The sequence below is a fragment of the Rhizobium fabae genome, from assembly GCF_003985135.1.
Lineage (GTDB): Bacteria > Pseudomonadota > Alphaproteobacteria > Rhizobiales > Rhizobiaceae > Rhizobium > Rhizobium pisi.
Map to the genome: position 1 here is coordinate 68,240 of NZ_ML133652.1, position 22,676 is coordinate 90,915.

Sequence of the window (22,676 nt, forward strand, 5' to 3'; positions counted from 1 at the left end):
TCGAGGAGACGCGGGATGACTGATATCACCGATGCCTATTTCTCCAATCTGATCGGCCGGCTGGAGACACTGAAGCAGGCGCTTGCCGAGCCGATGGCTCAGGCGGCCGCCGTCATCCTCGATGCTGCCCGCGGCGACAAGCGCGTCTATGTTTTCGGCACCGGCCATTCGCATATGCTGGCGGAAGAGGTGCATTATCGTGCCGGCGGGCTCGCCTTCACCGTGCCGGTGCTCGTCGGCTCGGCCATGCTGCATGAGGGGGCGGTCATCAGCTCGGTCTATGAGCGCACGCAGGGCCTAGTGCGGCCGATGCTGGAGCGCTACGGCATGCAGCCGGGCGATGTCATCATCATCGCCTCCAATTCTGGCGTGAATGCCGCGCCGATCGAGGCTGCCGATTATGCGCGCGAAATCGGCGCAAAAGTGATTGCCATCACGTCGATCGCCTATTCCTCAGCGATCGCCAATGGTCGCCGGCGGCTTGCCGACGTGGCCGATGTGGTGCTCGACAACGGGCTGCCGCCGGGCGACGCCGTTCTCGATCTCGAAGGCACGGGGCTTCGGGTCGGACCCGTCTCGACGGCGGTCGGGGTGACGGTCATCAACGCGATCTTCGCCGAAGTCGCTTCGGAACTTTCGAAATCCGGCGATGCGCCTGTTTATCTCAGCGCCAACATGCCGGGGGCTGCCGAGATCAACCAGAAGCTCGTCAAGAGGTACCGGCCGCGCAATCCGCATCTCTGATATCGGCGGATACAAAAAAGGCCGGTCGAAACCGGCCTTCTGCAGAGATGGCAACCAGGATCAGTCCTTGGCGCGTTCGACGTAGGAGTTGTCTTCCGTCGCGATGACGACGCGGGTGCCGGCGTCGATATGCGGCGGAACAGAGGTGCGGATGCCGTTGGAGAGCATGGCCGGCTTGTAGGAAGAGGAAGCCGTCTGGCCCTTGACGACCGGTTCGGTCTCGACGATCTCGAGAGTCACGTGGCGCGGCAGTTCGAGCGCCAGCGGAATGCCTTCATGGATCGACAGAATGCAGGTCATGCCTTCCTGGAGATAGGCCTTCTGATCGCCCATGGTTTCCTGGCTCACGACCACCTGGTCGTAGTTCGCAGGATTCATGAAGTGGAAGCCTTCGCCGTCTTCATAGAGATACTGGAAGTTGACGTCTTCGACGAAGGCGCGCTCGACCTGTTCAGTCGTGCGCCAGCGTTCGGAAACCTTCACGCCGTCGACGATGCGGCGCATGTCGACCTGGGTGACCGGCGTGCCCTTGCCCGGATGAAAGTTCTGGGCGGTGAGAACGACATAAAGCTTGCCGTCCACGTCGAGCACGTTGCCCTTGCGGACCGAAGAGGCGATGACCTTGACCATAAGACTTCCTTGTAACTCGGCTTTCGGCGTCGTAGATGACTGTCGAGACGCCCCGAAGACGCAAATGTTTTTCTTTGGGGGCGCAACTAACCTAAAAACCGGGAAATAGCCACCCCCATACCGGCTTCTCCGGCGAAGAAAGCTTGGAATGAACTCTTCGGCGAAAGCGTCCCCCTGGTGGACACCGTCCGTGCATGCCGATCGCCGCCCCTTCCTGATCGGGCGCAATGCGATCCAGGCGGCGTTGCGCGGGTTTTTCGCGCGGGAGGATTTCATTGAGGTTGATACGGCGGTGCTGCAGGTCTCCCCAGGCAACGAGGCGCATCTGCACGCCTTCGCGACGGAAGCGGTGACGACGGATGGGCAGAAGGCGCCGTTCTATCTGCACACCTCGCCGGAATTCGCCTGCAAGAAGCTGCTTGCGGCGGGCGAGGAACGCATCTCGTGTTTTGCCCATGTCTATCGCAACCGCGAGCGCGGGCCGCTGCACCATCCCGAATTCACCATGCTCGAATGGTATCGGGCAGGTGAAAGCTATGAGAGCCTGATGATGGATTGCGTGCGGATCCTGGCGCTTGCGGCCGAAACGGTGAAGACCGGCAAGCTTGCCTATCGTGGCGCCGAGAGCGATCCCTTTGCCGGGCCGGAGCGGATCGGCGTTGCCGAAGCGTTTCAACGTCATGCCGGCATTGATCTTCTCGCCTCCGTCGCAGCCGACGGTTCGACGGATCGCGATCATCTGGCGGCCGAACTCAGGCGCGTCGGCATGCGCGTTGCCGATGACGACGGCTGGGCCGATCTCTTCAGCCGGGTGCTGGTCGAAAAGGTCGAGCCGCATCTCGGCTTCGGCCGCATCACCATTCTCGACGAATATCCGGTCTCGGAGGCAGCACTGGCGCGGCCCTCGGCACGCGATCCCAGGGTTGCCGAGCGTTTCGAGCTCTATGCCTGCGGCGTCGAGCTTGCGAACGGTTTTGGCGAGCTCACCAATGCTGCCGAGCAGCGTCGCCGGTTCGAGATCGAGATGGCCGAGAAGGCGCGGGTCTACGGCGAGACCTATCCGATCGACGAGGATTTCCTCGCGGCGCTGTCGCTGATGCCCGAGGCAAGCGGCATCGCGCTCGGCTTCGACCGGCTGGTGATGCTGGCGACGGGAGCGTCGCGCATCGACCAGGTGCTCTGGGCGCCGGTTGCGGAGTACGGAAGATGAATGTCGTCAAACCGATCAAGAGCGTCGACGATCTCGTGATGGCGGGGCTTGCCGCGCCTGCCGATCGCGCTGCGCTTGAAGAGGTTGCCGCGCGTTACGCGATCGCGCTGACGCCCGTCGTTACCCGGCTGATCGATCGGGCCGATCCTGACGATCCGATCGCACGGCAGTTTGTGCCTGATGCAGCCGAACTCACGGTCGCCCCCGAAGAACGCGCCGACCCGATCGGCGATCATGCCCACAGCCCCGTCGAAGGCATCGTTCATCGCTATCCCGACCGCGTGCTGCTCAAGGCCGTGCATGTCTGCCCGGTCTATTGCCGCTTCTGCTTCCGCCGCGAAATGGTGGGGCCACAGGGCCTCGGCACGCTCGATGCGGCGGCGATGGAGGCTGCTTTCGACTATATCAGAAGCCACCAGGAAATCTGGGAGGTCATCCTCACCGGCGGCGATCCGCTGGTGCTTTCGCCGCGCCGGCTCCGCGAGATCATGGAGGCGCTCGCAGGAATCGCGCATGTGAAGATCGTGCGGTTCCACACGCGTGTTCCCGTCGTCGATCCCGAGAAGATCGATGCGGCGCTGATGTCAGCTCTCAAGGCGAGCGGCAAGACCGTCTATATCGCGCTGCATGCCAACCATGCCAGGGAATTGACGGCGGAAGCGCGCGCGGCCTGCGCCCGTTTCGTCGATGCCGGCATCGCCATGGTTAGCCAGTCGGTGCTGCTCAAGGGCGTCAACGACGATCCCGAGGTGCTTGCCGAGCTGATGAAGGCTTTCGTCGAGATCCGGGTCAAACCCTATTACCTCCATCATCCCGATCTCGCGCCAGGCACCAGCCATTTCCGGTTAACGATCGAGGAGGGGCAGAGGATCGTCGCGGCGCTGCGCGGGCGGATTTCGGGCCTCTGCCAGCCGACTTATATTCTCGATATCCCGGGCGGCCACGGCAAGGCCGTCGTCAGCGGAAGCACCGTTCGGGCAACAGGCGACGGGTGTTATTCCGTCTCGGATTACCGCGGCGGCGAGCATTCCTATCCGCCCGCCGATTGACCAAAAGCGCTGCTTTCCGTGTCATTTCTGTACTCGTCACGCCGGAAATTGTTTTCGGCGTCGGCGATGAAAATTCATTAAAGAATTGATATAGAATATCTATTTCCGTTTTCGCCGGATGGATCACTAAAATCCTAACTGTGAGCAATAATCATATTTAACCCAATTAATTAGCGGAATGTTCTGTTTTCCGCACTAAAAGAACGCTCATGACAAGGCGATGAACGCCGGTTTGGGATCATGAGAATCTTGGAGTGATGGGATGAATACGACAATCCGCGACCTCGTAGCCAAATTCGGCAAGCTTCCTGTCGCGATCGACCAGGTCGCCGACGATGCCGATCTTTATGCTGCAGGTCTGACGTCCTTTGCCTCGGTGCAATTGATGCTCGGCATCGAAGAGGCCTTCGACATCGAATTTCCCGACAATCTCCTGAACCGCAAATCCTTTGCGAGCATTTCGGCTATCGCCAAGACGGTTGATCTCATCCAGGACGGCCGGAAGGTCGCCTGATGAATTTCCCCGTCAAGATCATGCAGGACGGTCTTGTCGCAAGGGCCGCCCGCGTCGCCCAAGTTGCGGCCAAACATGCCGATGCCGTCGATCTCGAAGGCCGTTTTCCCAGGGAAGCCGTGGATGCGATGAAGGCCGAAAGGCTGCTCGGCATCCAGGTGCCGTGCCATCTCGGCGGTGAATCGGCCTCGATCACCGAAATCGCCGAATTGTGCTCGATGCTCGGCCAGGCATGTGCGGCAAGCGCCATGGTCTTCGCCATGCACCACATCAAGCTGTCGAGCCTCGTTGAACACGGCGCCGACAGCGAATGGCATCGCAGTTTCATGCACGCCATCGCTGCCGACCAGCTGCTGATCGCCTCCGCGACCACCGAGGGCGGCATTGGCGGAAACCTGCGCAACAGCATTTGCGCGGTCGAAGTTGACGGCGATACCTGCCGCCTCGAAAAGGATGCGACCGTCATTTCCTACGGCTCGCATGCCGATGCCATCCTCATCACCTCGCGTGCCCACCCGCAGGCAGCCTCCTCCGATCAGGTGCTGACGGCCTTCCTCAAGGACCAGTACACGCTCGAGAAAACGCATGCCTGGAACACGCTCGGCATGCGCGGCACCTGCTCCGACGGCTTCCTTTTCAAGGGGAAAGCGCCGGCGCGCCAGATCCTGCCGAAACCTTTCGCCGAAATCGCGGCGCAATCTATGCTCGCTTCCTCGCACTTGCTGTGGAGCGGCGTCTGGTATGGCATCGCGGTCGACGCGGTCGTCCGCGCCCAGGCTTTCGTGCGCGCCGCTGCCCGCAAGGCGCCGGATGCCCAGCCTCCGGGCGCACTTCGCCTCGCGGAGGTTTCTAACCTCCTGCAGATGGTGAAGTCGAACGTCGTTGCCGGCCTCAAGGCCTATGAGGGTGCCAAGACGGATGGCGACAAGCTGTCCTCGATGGGCTTTGCGGTGGCGATGAATAACGTCAAGATCGCCTCCTCGGAAACGATCCTGGAGATCGTCAATCACGCCATGCTGATCTGCGGCATCATGGGCTACAAGAACGGTACGCCCTTCAGCCTTGGACGCCATTTGCGCGACGCCCACTCCGCGCAGCTCATGATCTCGAATGACCGCATCCTCGGCAACACGTCGAGCATGCTCCTTGTCCATAAGCAGGACACTAGCCTACTGGGGTGACAGTCATGGATATGCAGACCTCGTTTCTGGACCGGCTTTTCGATGCCGGACTGCTGATCGATACCGGCATCGACGGGCTCTATGGCCGCAGCGGCCAGTTCGAAGATGTGATCGCCGCCTTCGAACGCCTGATCGATAAGTTCGGCGGCGCCGACGGCGCCGAGGCCATGCGTTTTCCTCCCGGCATGAACCGCGCTTTCTTCGAAAAGAGCGGTTACATGAAGAGCTTCCCACAGCTTGCCGGCACGGTGCACAGCTTCTGCGGCAGCGAACTCGATCATGTCAGCCTGCTTGAATGCATGGAAGTCGGCGAGGACTGGACCAAGGGACAGGAAGCGACCGACATCGTGCTGACGCCGGCTGCCTGCTATCCCCTCTATCCGACGGTCGCCAAGCGCGGCAATCTGCCGAAGACGGGCGGTCTCTTCGATCTGCAATCCTACTGCTTCCGCCACGAGCCGTCGAAGGACCCGGCCCGCCAGCAGCTGTTTCGCATGCGCGAATATGTCTGCATGGGCACCGAGCAGCACGTCACCGATTTCCGCCAGCGCTGGATGGATCGTGGCGTCGAGATGATGAAGGCCGTCGGCCTCGAGGTGACGATCGATATCGCCAACGATCCGTTCTTCGGCCGCGCCGGCAAGATGCTTGCCAACAATCAGCGCGACCAGAACCTGAAGTTCGAACTGCTGATCCCGATCACCTCGGTCGCCAATCCGACCGCCTGCATGAGCTTCAACTACCATCAGGATGCCTTCGGCACGAAATGGGGCCTCAATCTCGAAGACGGCAGCGTTGCGCACACCGCCTGCGTCGGCTTCGGCCTGGAGCGCATCGCGCTCGCCCTCTTTCACCATCACGGGCTCGACGTGAAGCAATGGCCAGCCAGCGTACGGAAAACGCTGTGGGGCTGATGAGATCGATGACATCGGTATTCCCGGGGATCAGCCCGGAAACCTACCGACAGCACGCGCTGCATTCCGGCGAACGCGCATGGCCGGAAACCAACTGCTATGTCGATCTCTGGATCGAAGTGCTGGCAACATCGGGTGTCGCACCCGAGGCGATGCTCGGTTTCACCCTGGCGCAGGATTTCGAGGGTGACCAGTTCACCTTTTTCAAGGTGCCGCTCGAAGATCTCGAAGCGCTCTACGGCATCCGCGCGACCGAGCTTGCGATCTACGACCGCGTCGAACGACATGTCGGAGTGCAGATCGCGCGGGGTCGCCTCTGCCTGATCGAGATGGATTCTTTCTACATGCCGGATACGCGGGGCACTGCCTACCGGCAGGAGCACGGCAAGACGACGGTTGCGATCAACCGGCTGGACATTGCGGCAAAGCGCGTCGAATATTTTCACAATGCCGGCTATTTTCATCTCGAAGGCGAGGATTTCGACGGGCTGTTCCAGCTGCATCTGACGAAGAACGACCCACCGTTCCTGCCCTATTCGGAATTTGCGCGGTTCCCTGAAACGTCCGCTGACGAAACGCATCTGCGCGCAACAGCGCGGCGGCTTGCCGGGTTTCATTTCAACAGGCGTCCCCGCGAAAACCCGATCCGCGCCTTCGCCGCCGTCTTTCCGCAACAGGTCGAAGCCGTGGCCGATCGGCCATTCGGCTTCTTCCACAAATATGCGTTCAATACGCTCCGCCAGGTGGGCGCCAATTTCGAGCTGGCGGCCGATCACCTGGCCTGGCTCTCGCCCGGTGAATTCATGGCCGCCGCCGAGCATGCCAGGCGCATATCCGATGCGGCGAAATCCGTGCAGTTCCAGCTTGCCCGCGCCGTCGCGCGCAGGAGGTTCGAGCCGCTGCAGGCAGCACTTGATCCGGCCGCCGATGCATGGGATTCCATGATGGCATCGCTTGCGGAGCGAATCTGAGGCCGGAGACCTGACCATGCGGGCGCGTTTGGCAAGCATCGGAGCCGAGGAAAGCGTGCTTTCCGAAGGCTGGAACCTGATCCTGACGGAGCCGGGCGCTTGCGCGGTGCCGCACGACATTCACCTTTCCGCGCAGTTCATACCCGCGCCCGTTCCCGGCACCGTTGCCGCGGCACTCGAAAAAGCCGGGCTCTTCGACCGGGAAAATCCCGAGCCGCTGAACACGCGCGACGCCTGGTATCTCTGCCGGCTGTTCGATGCCGAGCCAGGTGAAGCCATCCTCCGTTTCGGAGGACTTGCCACACTGTGCCATGTCTTCCTCAACGGTCAGGAAATCCTGTTTTCCGAAAGCATGTTCACGGCCCATGAAATACCGGTGACGCTTTTGGGCGGCGACGAACTCGCGCTCTGTTTCCGGGCGCTCGGTCCCCGCTTGTCCGAGCCTGGTCCGCGCGCACGCTGGCGGCCGCAGATGATCACACCGGCGGGCCTGAAGAATTTCCGCACGACGCTGCTCGGCCACATGCCGGGCTGGTGCCCCGAGATCCATGCCGTCGGACCGTGGCGGCCGATTTCGCTGGTGCGGCGCAATCCCGTCTCGATCGACAATGTCTCCATCCGCACGGTGCTGGATGAGAGCGGCGTTGGTCGCCTCAGCGTCTCCCTGCATAACAATGCCGCGGACCCGGCAATGCTGCTGCACTGCGGCGGCATGGAGCAGCCCTTCGAGAAGATCGGCGACAACCATTACTCGGCTATCCTCAAGCTTTCCGACATCGAGCCCTGGTGGCCGCACACCCACGGCACTCCGCGTCTTTACGATCTGACGCTGGTTTCCGATGGCGTGGAATATCCGCTGGGCAGGACCGGCTTCCGGCGCATCGACGTCGACCGCGGCGCCGATGGCGATGATTTCGCGCTCCTCCTCAACGGTGAGCGCATCTTCTGCCGCGGGGCGGTGTGGACGACGGCCGATATCGCGCGATTGCCGGGCGGGCAGGCGGACTACGAGCCATTCCTGCGGCTTGCCGCTGGCGCCGGTATGAACATGATCCGCATCGGCGGCACGATGGCCTACGAGACGCCCGATTTCTTCGCGCTCTGCGACGAACTCGGCCTGCTCGTTTGGCAGGATTTTATGTTCGCCAATTTCGACTATCCGCGCAACGACAAGGCCTTTCTCGGCCATGTGCATGCCGAGGTCGAGGAATTCCTGCACGGCGTCCAGGCGTCGCCTTCTCTTGCCGTGCTCTGCGGCGGCAGCGAGATCCATCAGCAGGCGGCGATGCTCGGCCTACCCATGGAATTCTGGAGCGGGCCGGTCACCGACGAAATCATCCCGGCGATCGTCGCGCGCATGCGTCCTGACGTGCCCTATGTTCCGAACTCGCCATATGGCGGGGCGATGCCGTTTTCGCCGAATTCCGGCGTTTCCCATTATTACGGCGTCGGCGCCTATATGCGACCGATTGCGGATGCGCGCCGCGCCGATGTACGTTTCGCCTCCGAAAGCCTTGCTTTTGCGCATGTGCCGCAGCAAAGGACGCTGCATCGTCATCTCGACGTGCCCGCCGTCCACAGCCCGCTCTGGAAGGCCCGCGTGCCCCGTGACCGTGGCGCATCGTGGGACTTCGAGGACGTTCGCGATTTCTATCTCAAGCTTCTTTACGATTTCGATCCTGCCCAGATGCGCCGCGAGGATCCGGAACGTTATCTCGATCTTTCCCGCGCCGTCACCGGCGAGGTGATCGAGGAGACCTTCGCCGAATGGCGGCGCAAGGGTTCCCTTTGCAACGGCGCGCTCGTCTGGACCTTGCAGGACCTCATGCCCGGCCCCGGCTGGGGCGTGATCGATTCCACCGGTGAGCCGAAGCCCGTCTGGTATGCGATGCGCCGCGCCTTCCGGCCGGTGCAGGCAGTGTTTACCGACGAGGGAACCAACGGCCTCGACGTGCATGTCGTCAACGAGACGGACGCAGCGCTCGATGTCGAGCTCGAGGTTGCCTGCCTGCGCGATGGAAAGCAGCAGGTCGTCAGCGGCAGCATGGCTTTCAAGCTGGCGGCAAGGAGCGTGGAGCGTTTTGCCTCCACCGCGCTGTTCGGCGCCTTCTTCGATACGACCTATGCCTTTCGTTTCGGTCCGCCGTCGCATGATGCAAGTGTCGCGCGCCTGCGCTCGCTCGGCGACGGCGCCGTTCTCGCCGAAAGCTTCCACTTCCCCTGCGGACGAGGCAAGGCGCTCCATGACGCAAGCATCGAGGCGTCGCTCGGCAGGGACGGCGACGACTGGGTCGTCGATCTCAGGACCGACCGGCTGGCGCAATCGGTGCATATCGACGTCGAAGGTTACCGGGCCGGCGACGACTGGTTCCATCTTGCCCCCGGCGCTTTGCGGCGCGTGAAACTCTCCGCGCTGTCGGGCACGCAGAGCGATGTTCCGCCCGCAGGCGAAATCAGAAGTCTGGGCAGTTCGCATCGCGCCGCGCTCCGAGGTTGACGCCTGGCGCTGGGGATGATGCCGATCCATTGAGAAAGATCGTGATTTGAGAACGACCTACCGCTTTCTGCGTGCCCATTTCCTGCAGCGGCTGATTCCGCGGTCGCGAATTGCCTTCAATCCGCGCAAGCCGGTGGAAATCGTCGGTTATCTCTCAATGGCTGTCGGTATCGGCGAATCGGCGCGGCTCTGCGCCGATTCGCTCTCCGAAGCGGGGCGGGCCATCTCGCTCTCCGATGTCAGCACGAATCCTGACGAGAATTCCTTTGCCGGATGGATGCCGTCGCATCTCTCCGTCGAGCTCCCCGGAAGCCGTATCTGGCATCTCAATCCGCCGATGCTGCCGCGCGCCATCCTGAAAAAGGGCGTTTCGAATTTCACCAGCGCCTTCAACATCGGCTATTTCGCCTGGGAGCTTGAAGTCGTGCCGGCGGAGTGGCGCAATGGATTGCGTTACATGAATGCCGTCTTCGTTCCGTCGGAATTCACCCGGCGGGCGATTGCGCCGCTGACCAAAGCGCCCGTCATCGTGGTTCCGCACCCGGTCACCGAAAAGCCGGCGACGGAAGGCATGCGGGAGAAGTTCGGCATCGCGAAGGATGCCTTTCTCGTCAGCTTCATCTTCAGCGCCGGCTCGTCGATCAACCGGAAGAACCCGCAGGCCGTCATCGAAGCCTTCAGGATCTTCAGCGCCGAATGCCCGAGCGCCTTCCTGCTGATGAAGGCCAGCGGCGATATCAGCAACGATGAAGGCCTGCGCGAACTGGTCGGTTCGGTCGCCGGCGATAGCCGGATCAGTATCGTCACCGACAAGCTGTCTAATTCCGAGATCAATGGCCTCATCCGCTCTTCCGACGCCTATCTCTCGCTGCATCGCTCGGAAGGTTTCGGCTTGACGGTCGCCGAGGCGATCATGCAGCACACGCCTGTCGTTTCCACCGCCTGGTCGGGTACGGCAGATTTCTGCGATCCTGATAACACCTGGCTGGTCGGCTCTTCCCTCATTCCTGTCGTCGATACACATCCCGAATTTGCCGCGCTTGAGGGCGCAGTCTGGGCCGATCCCTCCCCGGAGGAGGCGGCTGCCTATCTCAGGGAGATTTTTCGTGCGCCGGAACTCGCGCGAGAGAAAGCCGAGAAGGCGCGGGAATTCCTGCTGCGCTATCTCGCCGAGAATAGCTACGAGAAGGCGCTTCAGAAGCTGGCGGCGATGCAAGCCAGCTAAGATGAGGTCGTCACTCCGCTTTATTTTAACATTTTCACGTTAGAGATGACGGGTATCCGGCGGTAGCCGGCGCTAGCGGATGGATAGATGTCGAAGGGTATTATCGCAAATTCGGTGATGAATGCGGCGGCGGGCATGCTGCTGCTGCTAACGGGCTTCGTCTCTTCGATCATAACCGCACGGCTGCTCGGGCCCGAGGCCAACGGCATCGTCGCCTTTTCGCTCTGGCTGGTGGTCACGGGCGCCTCGATTGCCGAACTCGGCTCCAGCATAACGCTGTTGAAGACCCTGCCGCAGCTTTCGGCGGAAGGCTACGATGCGCGACGCCGGCGGGGTTTTGCCGCCATTCTCGTCAGCTTCATGATGTTTTCGACCGTCGCGCTGCTGGCGCTCTACGCGCTGTTCTTCCTGACCTCGGAGGAGATGCACTGGGCGGAAACAGCGCCTTCCGTCGCGCTGGTCACGGGCGCTCTGTTCTTCATCCAGGCGATCGGATCCTTCGTCAAATTCTATTTGATCGGTGAAAAGAAGCTCGGCGCCTTCTTCAAGCTGACGGTCGCCGTCTCGGTCATCCAGCTTGCCGGCGTCGCCACCGGCGCCGTCTTTTACGGCGTTGAGGGTGTTCTCGTCGGGTATGCGCTCGGCCAGCTCGTGCTGTTTTTCGCCACGCTGCCGATCCTGCTGGCGCGGCGCGACTGGTGCGGGGTCTCACTGAAATATCTCGCCTCCTCCTCCGTCATCCTGTCGATCCAGTTCATCATCGATTCCATTTTCCTCAACCGCCTCGAGCTGCTTTTCCTACAGCAGTTCTGGTCGGTGGAAATGGTCGGTTACTATGCCGTCGGCCTGTCGATCGCCAATATCGCCCTTCAACTGCCGATCCAGATGACCGGCAGCCTGCTGCCCTATTATTCCGAGCGGCGGCACAGCAGCGACGATTCGACATTGCCGGTCGAGGTCTTCGCCGCCGTCACCCGCAGCATGGCCTATATCGTGCTGCCGATGAGCCTCGGGCTGGCCGCGATCTCAAGCGAACTGGTGCTGGTGGTGTTCGGCGAAGCGTTCCGCCGTAGTGGCACGGTGGTTGCGCTGCTCGCGCTCGTCGCGCCCGCCTATACATTCATGCAGATCCTCAGCCTCTACCTGCTCTCGATGGACAGAGCCCGCTCGCGCCTGAATATCAGTGTGATAGGTGGCCTCCTCATGGTCGTGGGCTGTTTACTCATTGTACCTAGGCTTGCGGCCGAGGGAGCCGCACTCGTGCGCATACTCGTGTTCGTTGCGATGTCGATGATGATGATCAGGCAGACAGGATTCGGATCCCAACTTTCAGGTCTCTACGCAAGCCTGACGAAGGTGACGGTCGCCTCCGTATTGTGTGCCTGCGCGGCGATCTCCGCGCTGGAATTCATCCACGGTCCGATCGGTCTCGTCGCCGCGATCATCGCCGGCACCTTCGCCTATTTCGCTGCGCTGCGCGTGCTGCGCGCCGTGCCGCGCGAGGATGTCGAGGTCATGCACTCCATTCTCGAAAAGATGCCGTCCGCGCTGCGGGGGCCGGTCGGCCACGCGATCAATTTCATTGCGCCGCGGCTTCCCGACGAACCCGACCGCGCCAAGGTCGCACCCGGCGAATTCTCGCTCGAACCGGCCGAGGGTGCGGGACGCAGCGCTGCCCTGCCTGTCGTCTTCGACGGCACGATCGGGCTGTTCATGCCTGAAAATCCTCAAGCGAAGAAGCGTTCGGCCGCCGTTCTCTTCGTCAGCCCCTGGGGTTTTGAGGAAATGTGCAGCCGCAAGTTCTTCCGCATCGCTGCCGAGCACTTCTCGGATATCGGCGTGCCGAGCCTGCGCTTCGATTATCGCGGCACCGGCGATGCGCTCGATTTCGGCCCGCTGCCGGCAAGGCTAGAAACCTGGGAAAATTCGATCCGCGCGGCTGCCGCCGAGCTGAAGTCGCTCTCCGGCTGCGACCGTATCATCCTCATCGCACAGGGCCTCGGCGCGACCCTTGCCCAGCGCATCGGTTCCTCGATCGAAGGCATCGACAGCCTCGTTATGCTGGCGCCGGTGCTGAGCGGCCGGGCCTATCTGCGTGAACTCAATATGTGGTCCAAGATCATCGATGCCGATCTCGGCCTCGGCAAGGAGCATGTGCAGGCCGCAAAGGTGCAGATCGCCGGCCTCGTCATGCCCAAAGAGATCGCCGCCGAGCTCGGCAAGCTCAACATCGCCTCGCCGCAGGGGCTCGCAGCGCCCCGCTATCTGATCCTCGAACGTCCTATCCGGGCCGAGGATACCGGCTTTGCGGATGTGCTGAAGGCGTTCGGCGCTGAGGTCGAGCAGAAGGCCTTCGAAGGTTACGACGAACTCGTCACCAATCCGCTCTTTGCCAAGACGCCGATGGCCGTCGTCGAACTGTTGACGAGGTGGCTGGAGACGGCGACAACGGAGACATCCGCTGCCCGCTTGCCGGCAACGATCGAGAGCTTGCCGCTTGTTGGTGACGGTTTTGCGGAAACGCCGGTGCGTTTCGGAAGCCACGATCATCTGGTCGGCGTCGTCAGCCGGCCGCTGGGCGAGATCAAGGGCAATGCCGTGCTTTTCCTGTCGACGGCTTACGACCGCCATGCCGGCTGGGGACGGACGACGGTGGATATGGCGCGCGAACTCGCGCGCCAGGGCGTCGTTTCGCTGCGCTTCGATTCCGCCAATGTCGGGGACAGCCCGCCGCGGCCGGATGCGCCGGAACAGGTGCTTTATTCCAGCACGCAGACCGCGGATGCGGTCGCCTCGCTCGATCTGCTCGAAAGCGTCGTTGCGGGGCCTATCATGGTGGCCGGTCGATGCAGCGGTGGTTATGTCGCTTTCCGCGCCGGCGTCGCCGACGAGCGGTTGAAAGCCGTCGTCTCGATCAATCCCTTCGTCTACTACTGGGATCCGAAGGTACCGGTGCGCAGGGAGCATGTCGTCTCCGTTCCTCGCAGCCTCGACGATTACGGCCAGCGCCTGGCGCGGCTCGATACGCTGAAGCGGTTGCTGAGCGGCCAGGTGGACGTGGTGTCGGCGCTGCAGAATATCGTCATCGCCGGGGGCCGGCGGCTGTCACCCTGGATCGCGCCGCTGCTCGAGCTGCTTCCGGACCGGCGCCAAATCGCCCGCGAGGTCCGGCATTCCTTTGCCTCGTTCGGCAAGCGCAAGGTGCCGCTGACGCTGATCTACAGCGAGGGCGACGTCGGGCTCGACCATGTCTATTTCCATTTCGGCCCGCGCGGCGCCAAGCTTTCCCGCTATCCGAACGTGCGCCTCCTGATGCTGCCGGATGCGGACCACAACCTGACGCCGCCGCAATCGCGCAAATTCGTGCTCGACGAGATCCTCCGTCTCGCAAGAGCTTGATCGGGATTTCAGGAAGGCAGGATCAGAGGCTTTCGGCGACGGCGATATCAAGCGATCTGTAGAGATCGATATAGCGGCCGGCGACGATATCCCAGGAATAGCCGCGAGCGGCGTCAAGAAGCCCGGCGCGGATGGCATCGGGTTCGCGCGCGAAATCTTCATAGGCGGCTTCGATCGCCGCGGCGGCGGCCCCGGAATTTTCGAAATCGGCGAGCCTGATGACGGGATGGCGGCCGGCAAGCGTCTGAAAGGCATCATTGGCATTCAGCACCGGCAGCAGGCCGGCGCTCATGGCTTCCAGCGCCACCAGGCCGAAACCTTCATATTCCGAGGCGGAGGCGAAGAGAGAGGCCTCGGCGATGATGCGGCGGATGGTGTCGTTGTCGCGCGACACGTGTAGCGTGACGCGGCCGGTCAAATTGCGGCTTTCGATCTCGTCTTCGAGATTCGCCCGGTTCAGGTCGGATTCGGCGCCGACGATGTCGAGATGCCATTCCGGGTGGCGTGTCTTCAGCGCAGCCATCGCATTCAACAGGTGGTCCAGCCGCTTGTTCACCGAGAAACGCCCGATCGTGACGACGCGGCGTTTTGCCCGGCGCGAAGCGGCATCGGCGAACTTGCCGATATCGGCGCCGTTTTCGATCAGGAGGCTGTCAGGCACGATCTCGGAAAACTGCCTGAGGTCGGAGGCGCTGCAGCAGACGACGCGCCGGTAGGCCGTCGCCGAAGCGCGGGTCAGCGTGCGGAACCAGATCTTCTTGATCGCCGCATATTTTCTGGTGTGGAAGAAGCCGCCATGGGTGGTGACGATCATAGGCTTGCCGTGCAGCAGTCGGCTCCAGGCGAGTGCGTCGAAGAAGAAGTCGATGGCATGGACATGGACGAGATCGGCATCGCCGATATGGCGGAAAACCTGCGGCGCCAGCGGATAGCGGCTGCTGCCGGACCAGGGAATGCGCACCACGTCGATGCCATCGATATTTTCGCGAGGCGGCAGCTTGTCCTCAGGTGCGGTGAAGAGCGAATCCAGCGTGACGACGCGCACGCGATAGCCGCGGCGCACAGTCTGGCGGCCGAGATTGGCGACCACGTCTTCCAGGCCGCCGCGATTGGGCAGGAACTGGCGCACGACATGGACGATCAGCGGCGCCGTTTCCGGTCGCGGCTTCTCGCGCACGCTGTCTGCTTCGACGATCGCCATTTTCCACCTATCGCTGCGTATGCCGCCCGTTATTGACGCGGACTCTTATAACAACGACCAGATGTCTCGGGCGTTAAGGCGCGGTTTAAGCGTCCCCCTGCGAGGGTGATTCTTCGCGAAAAGGTTAATCGTGTCTGACGGGAATTCAGAAGGCCTTGAAGGTCAGCGTCGTCAACGAGCGAACGATACCCGGAATATTGGCGATGTTGTCGTTGATGAACTTACCGATATCCTGGCCTTCCTCGATGTAGACCTTCATCAGCAGATCGTAGTCGCCGCTTGTGGAATAGAGCTCCGAGACCAGTTCGGTCTGGTAGATGGCATCGGCGACCTCATAGGTCTTGCCGGGTGCGCATTGGAGCTGGACGAAGATCGGCTTCATGGGGATTTCCTGCAGATGTTGATTGGTGTGCATAATGGTCGAAACCGCCATACCGATGCAAGCCGTTCGTCATGCCGCCGCTTCCGCAACGATCCAGTCGCGAAAGGCGGCAAGTGGCGCATAGTCGGCGCGCTCGGGCGGAAAGGCGAGATAATAGCGTTCCCGGCTTTCCATTTCACGGTCGACGGCGGCGACGAGATCGCCGCGCCTGAGCTCCTCCTGCATCAGGAATGTCGGCAACAGCGCGATGCCGAGGCCGGCAATCGCCGCTTGCGCTGCGGTGGCGAACTGGTCGAAGAGCATGCCGTGCAGGCTTTCGAAGGCGACGCCGTTGCTGGCGAACCATTGTTCCCAGGCGTCGGGCCGCGTCGTCAGATGCAGAAGCGGGACGGTGAGCAGGTCTTCCGGCGCTGAGATCGAGTATCGCTTCAGAAAGTCGGGACTGCACGCCGGTACCGTGCGCTCCGACATGAGAAAGGCGAGTTCCGCGCCCGGCCAGTGCGGATGGCCGAAATGGATGGCGGCGTCGATCGAATCGAGGCGGAAATCGAAGGGCGAGAGCCGGGTCACGAGATTGATGGTGACACCGGGATTGGCGGCGAGGAAGCGACCCAGGCGCGGCGCCAGCCAGCGCGTGCCGAAGGTCGGCAGGATGGCGAGATTGAGCGTGCCGCCATGCGGATTGGCACGCAGGTTCAAGGAGGCGCTCGATATGCGCCGGAGCGCCTCGCGGATCTCGCGGGCATAACTGTCGCCGGCAAGCGTCAGCCGCATGGTCTGGCGCTCCCGCAGGAAGAGTTCGACGCCGAGCTGGTCTTCCAGCGCGCTTACCTGCCGGCTGACGGCGCTCTGTGTCAGATCGAGTTCGCGCGCCGCGGCCGTGACGCTGCCGGTGCGGGCAACCGCCTCAAAGGCGGCGAGATGCGAAGTCGACGGCAGAAAGCGCCTTGACGTGTTCATGATCATTCCATTTCAGAATGAGCTATTTCCAAAATGTCGATATTTCGGGGTTTGCGGTGCTTGTAAAGAGTTTCATCCTGCAAAAACGGAATGAGCCGGAGTTCCCGATGCCGCAAGCCTTCGTTTCAACAGACCGTATTCGCTCGCTTTTCACCGAGGCGATGTCGCAGATGTATCGGACTGAGGTGCCGCAATATGGCACGCTGATCGAACTCGTGGCGGAGGTGAACGCCGCCTGCCTCGAAAAGGATCCCGAGCTGCGCGAACGCCTTGCCAGCGCCGGCGAGCTGGAGCGCATCGATGTCGAGCGCCACGGCGCCATCCGCCTTGGGACGGCAGAGGAACTTTTCACCATTCGCCGGCTCTTTGCCGTCATGGGCATGCAAGCGGTCGGCTATTACGATCTCTCGGTCGCCGGCGTGCCCGTTCATTCCACCTGCTTCCGGCCGATCGGCGAGGCGGCGCTCAACGTCAATCCGTTCCGCGTCTTCACCTCGCTGCTGCGGCTGGAACTGATCGAGGACGAAGGGCTGCGAGGTGAGGCGCAAGCCATTCTGGCCGCACGCCGCATCTATACGCCGCGCGCCGTCGCGCTGATCGAGCGTCATGAGCAGAATGGCGGCCTGACGGAGGCGGAAGCAACGGAATTCGTCGCCGAGGCGCTGGAAACCTTCCGCTGGCACGGCGAGGCCACGGTCAACGCCGAAACCTACAAGCGCCTGCACGACGCGCATCGGCTGATCGCCGACGTCGTCAGCTTCAAGGGGCCGCATATCAATCACCTTACGCCGCGCACGCTCGATATCGACGCAGTCCAGGCCCGCATGCCGGAACGCGGCATCACGCCGAAGGCCGTCATCGAGGGGCCGCCGCGCCGTCATTGCGATATCCTGCTGCGGCAGACGAGCTTCAAGGCGCTGGAGGAAGCGATCGTCTTTTCCGGTGAAGAAGGTGCGGTCAGGGGTAGCCATACCGCCCGCTTCGGCGAGATCGAGCAGCGCGGCGTGGCGCTGACGGCAAAGGGCCGGATGCTCTATGACCGGCTGCTCGCTTCGGTTCGCGGCGAGGTGCAGGTCGGCGCCGGTGGCGCCAAGGCCGGCGCCTACAACCAGGAACTTGTCGAACGCTTCAGGGCGTTGCCGGATAGCTGGGAAGAGCTGCGCAGGCAGGACCTCGCCTTCTTCCGCTATAGCGCGACGCCTGCGGGCATCGCCGCCGCGATCAGCAGCACGCTGCCGCGCGATCCGGAGGCGCTGATCACCCGGGGCTATCTGGCCTTCGCGCCCGTTGTCTACGAAGATTTTCTGCCGGTCAGCGCGGCCGGCATCTTCCAGTCGAACCTAGGCACCGACCAGCAGCAGAATTATGCGACACGCTCGAACCGCGACGCCTTCGAGGCCGCGCTCGGCGCGACCGTTAAGGACGAATTGGCGCTCTATGCCGAACGCCAGGCCGCCTCGCTGGATGCGGCGATGGAAGCACTCGGCCTTGCGGGGCTGCAGCTCAAGACCGTCGCTTGAAATGATGCTTTCGCAAACGAGGTGCATTAGAGTACCTCGCGATTTCGACCCAATCGGATTGAGCCATGCTGAATGATCCGCGCTCCCACGGCCTCTGGGAAAAGACTGCAGCCGAACCACCGGTGACCTCGTCTCTCAAAGGCGCGGTATCGGCCGATGTCGTCATCGTCGGCGGCGGCTACACCGGTCTGTCTTCCGCCCTGCATCTTGCCGAAGCCGGGTCGAAGGTGGCGCTGCTGGAGGCAAGGGAGATCGGTTTCGGCGGCTCGGGGCGCAATGTCGGCTTGATCAACGCCGGCATGTGGGTGATGCCAAACGATCTGCCCGGCGTGCTCGGCGCGGTGCATGGCGAGCGCCTGCTCGATCTGCTCGGCAATGCGCCAAAGCTCGTCATGGAGCTGATCGACAGGCACGGGATTGCCTGCGAACTCGAACGGAACGGCACGCTGCATTGCGCTGTCGGCGCCGACGGGCTGAAGGAGATCGAGCAGCGCGTGGCGCAATGGACCGCGCGCGGTGCGCCGGTCAGGCTGCTCGACGCGGCGGAGACGGCCAAGCGCATCGGCAGCGATGCCTATGCCGGCTCGCTGCTCGACATGCGCGCCGGAACGCTGCAGCCGCTTGCCTATGTGCGTGGCCTTGCCCATGCCGCCGTCAAGGCCGGGGTTGCCATTCATACGTCGAGCCCGGTTGCCGCGACGGAGCGCAAGGGCAGCCGCTGGAGCGTGAAGACGGAAAGCGGCGAAGTCAGCGCGGACTGGATCATCGTTGCGACGGATGCCTACAGCACCGGCCCCTTCGAGCAGGTGCGCAACGAGCAGATCTACCTGCCCTATTTCAATTTCGCCACCGTGCCGCTCGGCCACAATCTCCGCCAGTCGATCCTGCCGGGGCGGGAGGGCGTATGGGATACCAAGGACATCCTCTCCTCCTTCCGCATGGATCAGGCGGGCCGCCTCGTTTTCGGCAGCGTCGGGGCGTTGCGCAATACCGGGCTAGCCGTGCACAAGGGCTGGGCCAAGCGCGCGCTGAAGCGGCTCTTCCCCGTCATCGGCGATGTCGAATTCGAATGCGAATGGTATGGCCAGATCGGCATGACCGACAATGCGTTGCCGCGCTTCCACAAATTCGCGCCGAATGTGATCGGCTTTTCCGGTTATAATGGCCGTGGCATTGCCCCCGGCACGGTGTTCGGCCGGACGCTGGCCGACCATATTCTTGGCCGGCTCGCGGAAGCCGATCTGCCGCTGCCGCTGACGGCGCCCACCGAACCGAGCTTCCGGGCGCTCAAGGAAATATGGTACGAAGCCGGCGCCCAGGTTGCCCATTTCGCCGATGCCCGCTTCTGAGAACCGATAAACGCTTCTGAGAATAATAAGATTGGAACCACGACAATGACCATCGCCGTCCTCGATCTCGCCACCGAAACCGCCAAGCTGCTTGCCGAACTCGGCGTCGATGCCGGTCGCTATCACGGCGGCACGCTTTCTGTCACCTCGCCGGTCACGGGCAAGGAAATCGGCAGGCTCAGGGAACATTCCGTTCCCGAGACGAAGGCGGCGATCGAAGAAGCGCACAAGGCCTTCCTCGAATGGCGTGCCGTTCCCGCGCCGAAGCGTGGCGAACTGGTCCGCCTGCTCGGCGAGGAGCTGCGCGCGGCAAAGACGGCGCTCGGCCGTCTCGTCTCGATCGAAGTCGGCAAGATCACTTCGGAAGGTCTAGGCGAAGTGCAGGAGATGATCGACATCTGCGATTTCGCCGTCGGTCTTTCCCGCCAGCTCTACGGCCTGACGATCGCCACCGAGCGGTCCGAGCATCGGATGATGGAAAGCTGGCATCCGCTTGGCGTCGTCGGCATCATTTCCGCCTTCAATTTCCCGGTCGCCGTCTGGTCGTGGAATGCCGCACTCGCGATGGTCTGCGGCAATTCCACCGTCTGGAAGCCCTCGGAAAAGACGCCGTTGACGGCGCTCGCCGTGCAGGCGCTATTCGAAAAGGCACTGAAGCGTTTCGTCGCCGAGGGCGGCTCGGCGCCAGCCAATCTGTCGACGCTGATCATCGGCGGCCGTGCCGTCGGCGAAGTGCTGGTCGACCATCCGAACATCCCGCTCGTTTCCGCCACCGGTTCGACGGCCATGGGCCGTGCCGTCGGCCCGCGCCTGTCGCAGCGTTTTGCCCGCGCTATTCTCGAACTCGGCGGCAACAATGCGGCGATCGTCTGCCCGAGTGCCGATCTCGACCTGACGCTGCGCGGCGTCGCTTTCTCCGCCATGGGCACGGCCGGCCAGCGCTGCACGACACTGCGCCGTCTCTTCGTGCATGAAAGCGTCTACGACCAGCTGGTGCCGCGCCTGCAGAAGGCTTATGGCTCCGTCACCATCGGCAATCCGCTCGAAAGCGGCACGCTTGTGGGACCACTGATCGACGGCCAGGCTTTCGAGAAGATGCAGGCAGCGCTCGGCGAGGCGAAATCGGCCGGCGGCACGGTGACCGGCGGCGACCGCGTCGGCAACGGTTTGACCGATGCTTTCTACGTTCGCCCGGCGCTTGTCGAAATGCCTGACCAGACCGGCCCGGTCGAGCACGAGACCTTCGCCCCGATCCTCTATGTGATGAAATACAGCGATTTCGACGCGGTGCTGGCATTGCACAATGCCGTGCCGCAGGGACTGTCGTCGTCGATCTTCACCAACGATATGCGCGAGGCCGAGACTTTCGTCTCCGCGCGTGGCTCGGATTGCGGCATCGCCAACGTCAATCTTGGTCCCTCGGGCGCCGAAATCGGCGGCGCTTTCGGCGGCGAAAAGGAAACCGGCGGTGGGCGCGAATCCGGCTCGGATGCCTGGAAGGCCTACATGCGCCGCGCCACCAACACCATCAACTACGGCAGAACCCTGCCGCTCGCCCAGGGCGTCAAGTTCGACGTCGAATAAGCGGTCGCCATGGGAAAGGCGGCGCCTGCGGAGCGCCGCCTTTTTGCTTGGATTGAGATTTATTCCCGCATAATATGAAATATTCAGTCAAGATATTGTGATTGCTTTTCTGCGAACGCGAAACTTGAAATCGTCAGTCAAGAAAAATATACGCCTCCTACCACCCTCGGGAGCCGGGGTGGACATCGCCATGGAGGCCATCATGAATATTGCTCTTAACCGTTTTTCCCGCGCATTTGCGCTTGCCGCTTCGCTTCTCTCCGCCACAGCGCTCGCAGGCAGCGCCAATGCGCAGGGGACCGAAGGCCTGGTCGTCTACAATGCCCAGCACGAAAGCCTGGGCCGCGAATGGATCGACGCCTTCACCAAGGAGACCGGCATCAAGGTCACCATGCGCCAGGGCGGCGACATGCAGTTCGCCAACCAGATCATCCAGGAAGGCGACGCTTCTCCGGCTGACGTCTTCCTGACCGAAAATTCGCCGGCAATGTCCCTGGTCGATGGCGCGGGCCTCTTCGCCCCCGTCGAAAAGGAAACGCTGGATCAGGTTCCGGATCAGTATCGCCCCGCCGACGGCATGTGGACCGGCATTGCCGCCCGCACCACGGTTTTCGCCTATGACAAAACGAAACTCAGCGAAGACAAGCTGCCGAAGTCGCTGCTCGATCTCGCAGATCCGGCCTGGAAGGGCCGCTGGGGTGCGGCACCGGCCGGCGCCGACTTTCAGGCTATCGTTGCCGCCCTGCTGCAGCTCAAGGGCGAAGACGCCACCAAGGCGTGGCTGAAGGGCCTGAAGGACAATGCCACGCCCTACAAGGGCAACAGCGTCGCAATGAAGGCTGTTAACGCCGGCGAAGTCGAAGGCGCTGTTATCTATCACTATTATTGGTTCGGCGATCAGGCTAAGACAGGCGAGAACAGCAAGAATGTCGGCCTGCACTACTTCAAGAACCAGGATCCGGGCGCTTTCGTCAGTGTTTCGGGCGGCGGCGTCCTGAAGTCCACGCAGCATATGAAGGAAGCCCAGGCTTTCCTGAAGTTCATCACCAGCAAGGCAGGCCAGGCCGTGCTCAAGGACGGTACGTCCTATGAATATGCTGTCGGCAAGGATGCGCCCTCCAACGACAAGCTCACTCCGCTTGCCGATCTCAACGCGCCGAAGGTCGAAGCCTCGACCCTCGACAGCAAGAAGGTCGTGGAGCTGATGACGGCCGCAGGCCTGATCTGATTTTCTGCCGCAGCCTTCCTCTGGCCAAAACTATTGCTTTTGGCTCAAGAAAACCTTAGGGCATGACGAAATCCGGCAACCGCTCTTGAAAGCGGTTGCCTTCCTTTTTCAGCGTGTG

General features: G+C 62.3%; 18 protein-coding genes. 14 read left to right on the top strand and 4 right to left on the bottom strand.

Annotation, left to right across the window (positions count from 1 at the left end):
- The first annotated feature begins 15 nt into the window (after nucleotides 1-15).
- On the top strand, nucleotides 16-744 hold the full coding sequence (locus EFB14_RS17605; RefSeq protein ID WP_126827526.1) for an SIS domain-containing protein: 729 nt from the start codon (nucleotides 16-18) through the stop codon (nucleotides 742-744).
- Nucleotides 745-804: 60 nt separating this feature from the next.
- Here the strand turns inward: EFB14_RS17605 and efp are convergent, their stop codons facing one another.
- Nucleotides 805-1,374: an elongation factor P gene (efp, locus tag EFB14_RS17610; protein WP_008528334.1), complete on the bottom strand. Its 570-nt coding sequence runs from the start codon at nucleotides 1,372-1,374 to the stop codon at nucleotides 805-807.
- A gap of 148 nt (nucleotides 1,375-1,522) precedes the next feature.
- On the opposite strand from efp, the gene epmA reads away from it, so the two are divergent.
- The 9 genes from epmA (at nucleotide 1,523) to EFB14_RS17655 (ending at nucleotide 14,334) form a co-directional block, all read left to right on the top strand.
- Complete coding sequence (gene epmA / locus EFB14_RS17615; RefSeq protein WP_126827528.1) at nucleotides 1,523-2,584, top strand: EF-P lysine aminoacylase EpmA; 1,062 nt, start codon at nucleotides 1,523-1,525, stop codon at nucleotides 2,582-2,584.
- Entirely contained in the window at nucleotides 2,581-3,633 is a 1,053-nt protein-coding gene (locus tag EFB14_RS17620; RefSeq protein ID WP_126827531.1) for a lysine-2,3-aminomutase-like protein, read from the top strand. The genes epmA and EFB14_RS17620 overlap by 4 nt, the downstream gene beginning before the upstream one ends.
- A gap of 262 nt (nucleotides 3,634-3,895) precedes the next feature.
- Nucleotides 3,896-4,147 (top strand): acyl carrier protein, encoded by a 252-nt coding sequence (locus EFB14_RS17625; protein ID WP_125845986.1) that lies wholly within the window; start codon nucleotides 3,896-3,898, stop codon nucleotides 4,145-4,147.
- The gene (locus EFB14_RS17630) at nucleotides 4,147-5,328 is read left to right on the top strand and encodes an acyl-CoA dehydrogenase family protein (RefSeq protein WP_126827533.1); all 1,182 of its coding nucleotides are present in this window, start codon (nucleotides 4,147-4,149) and stop codon (nucleotides 5,326-5,328) included. Before EFB14_RS17625 ends, EFB14_RS17630 begins: the two co-directional genes overlap by 1 nt.
- Before the next feature lie 5 nt (nucleotides 5,329-5,333).
- Complete coding sequence (locus tag EFB14_RS17635) at nucleotides 5,334-6,242, top strand: amino acid--[acyl-carrier-protein] ligase (protein ID WP_126827535.1); 909 nt, start codon at nucleotides 5,334-5,336, stop codon at nucleotides 6,240-6,242.
- Nucleotides 6,233-7,213, top strand: a complete 981-nt coding sequence (locus tag EFB14_RS17640; protein ID WP_183604876.1) for a DUF1839 family protein — start codon at nucleotides 6,233-6,235, stop codon at nucleotides 7,211-7,213. Before EFB14_RS17635 ends, EFB14_RS17640 begins: the two co-directional genes overlap by 10 nt.
- A gap of 16 nt (nucleotides 7,214-7,229) precedes the next feature.
- Nucleotides 7,230-9,710, top strand: a complete 2,481-nt coding sequence (locus EFB14_RS17645; protein ID WP_126827539.1) for a glycoside hydrolase family 2 protein — start codon at nucleotides 7,230-7,232, stop codon at nucleotides 9,708-9,710.
- Nucleotides 9,711-9,756: 46 nt separating this feature from the next.
- A complete protein-coding gene (locus tag EFB14_RS17650; RefSeq protein ID WP_126827541.1) occupies nucleotides 9,757-10,935 on the top strand; it encodes a glycosyltransferase family 4 protein in 1,179 nt (392 codons plus the stop codon).
- 87 nt (nucleotides 10,936-11,022) lie between these two features.
- The gene (locus tag EFB14_RS17655) at nucleotides 11,023-14,334 is read left to right on the top strand and encodes an oligosaccharide flippase family protein (protein ID WP_126827543.1); all 3,312 of its coding nucleotides are present in this window, start codon (nucleotides 11,023-11,025) and stop codon (nucleotides 14,332-14,334) included.
- Nucleotides 14,335-14,356: 22 nt separating this feature from the next.
- Here the strand turns inward: EFB14_RS17655 and EFB14_RS17660 are convergent, their stop codons facing one another.
- The 3 genes from EFB14_RS17660 to EFB14_RS17670 all read right to left on the bottom strand — a co-directional run bounded on the left by EFB14_RS17660 (nucleotide 14,357) and on the right by EFB14_RS17670 (nucleotide 16,883).
- A complete protein-coding gene (locus tag EFB14_RS17660) occupies nucleotides 14,357-15,535 on the bottom strand; it encodes a glycosyltransferase family 4 protein (protein ID WP_126827546.1) in 1,179 nt (392 codons plus the stop codon).
- Nucleotides 15,536-15,680: 145 nt separating this feature from the next.
- Nucleotides 15,681-15,917 (bottom strand): Lrp/AsnC ligand binding domain-containing protein, encoded by a 237-nt coding sequence (locus tag EFB14_RS17665; protein WP_008528286.1) that lies wholly within the window; start codon nucleotides 15,915-15,917, stop codon nucleotides 15,681-15,683.
- Nucleotides 15,918-15,986: 69 nt separating this feature from the next.
- Nucleotides 15,987-16,883, bottom strand: a complete 897-nt coding sequence (locus EFB14_RS17670) for a LysR family transcriptional regulator (protein ID WP_183604875.1) — start codon at nucleotides 16,881-16,883, stop codon at nucleotides 15,987-15,989.
- 101 nt (nucleotides 16,884-16,984) lie between these two features.
- Between EFB14_RS17670 and hglS the strand changes: the two genes are divergently transcribed.
- The 4 genes from hglS (at nucleotide 16,985) to EFB14_RS17690 (ending at nucleotide 22,558) form a co-directional block, all read left to right on the top strand.
- Nucleotides 16,985-18,397: a 2-oxoadipate dioxygenase/decarboxylase HglS gene (gene hglS / locus EFB14_RS17675; protein ID WP_126827550.1), complete on the top strand. Its 1,413-nt coding sequence runs from the start codon at nucleotides 16,985-16,987 to the stop codon at nucleotides 18,395-18,397.
- A 65-nt stretch (nucleotides 18,398-18,462) separates the two neighbouring features.
- Entirely contained in the window at nucleotides 18,463-19,746 is a 1,284-nt protein-coding gene (locus tag EFB14_RS17680; protein ID WP_126827552.1) for an NAD(P)/FAD-dependent oxidoreductase, read from the top strand.
- 45 nt (nucleotides 19,747-19,791) lie between these two features.
- Nucleotides 19,792-21,330, top strand: coding sequence for an L-piperidine-6-carboxylate dehydrogenase (amaB, locus tag EFB14_RS17685; protein ID WP_126827554.1), 1,539 nt, complete (start codon nucleotides 19,792-19,794; stop codon nucleotides 21,328-21,330).
- A 202-nt stretch (nucleotides 21,331-21,532) separates the two neighbouring features.
- Entirely contained in the window at nucleotides 21,533-22,558 is a 1,026-nt protein-coding gene (locus EFB14_RS17690) for an iron ABC transporter substrate-binding protein (RefSeq protein WP_126827556.1), read from the top strand.
- Nucleotides 22,559-22,676 lie beyond the last annotated feature (118 nt).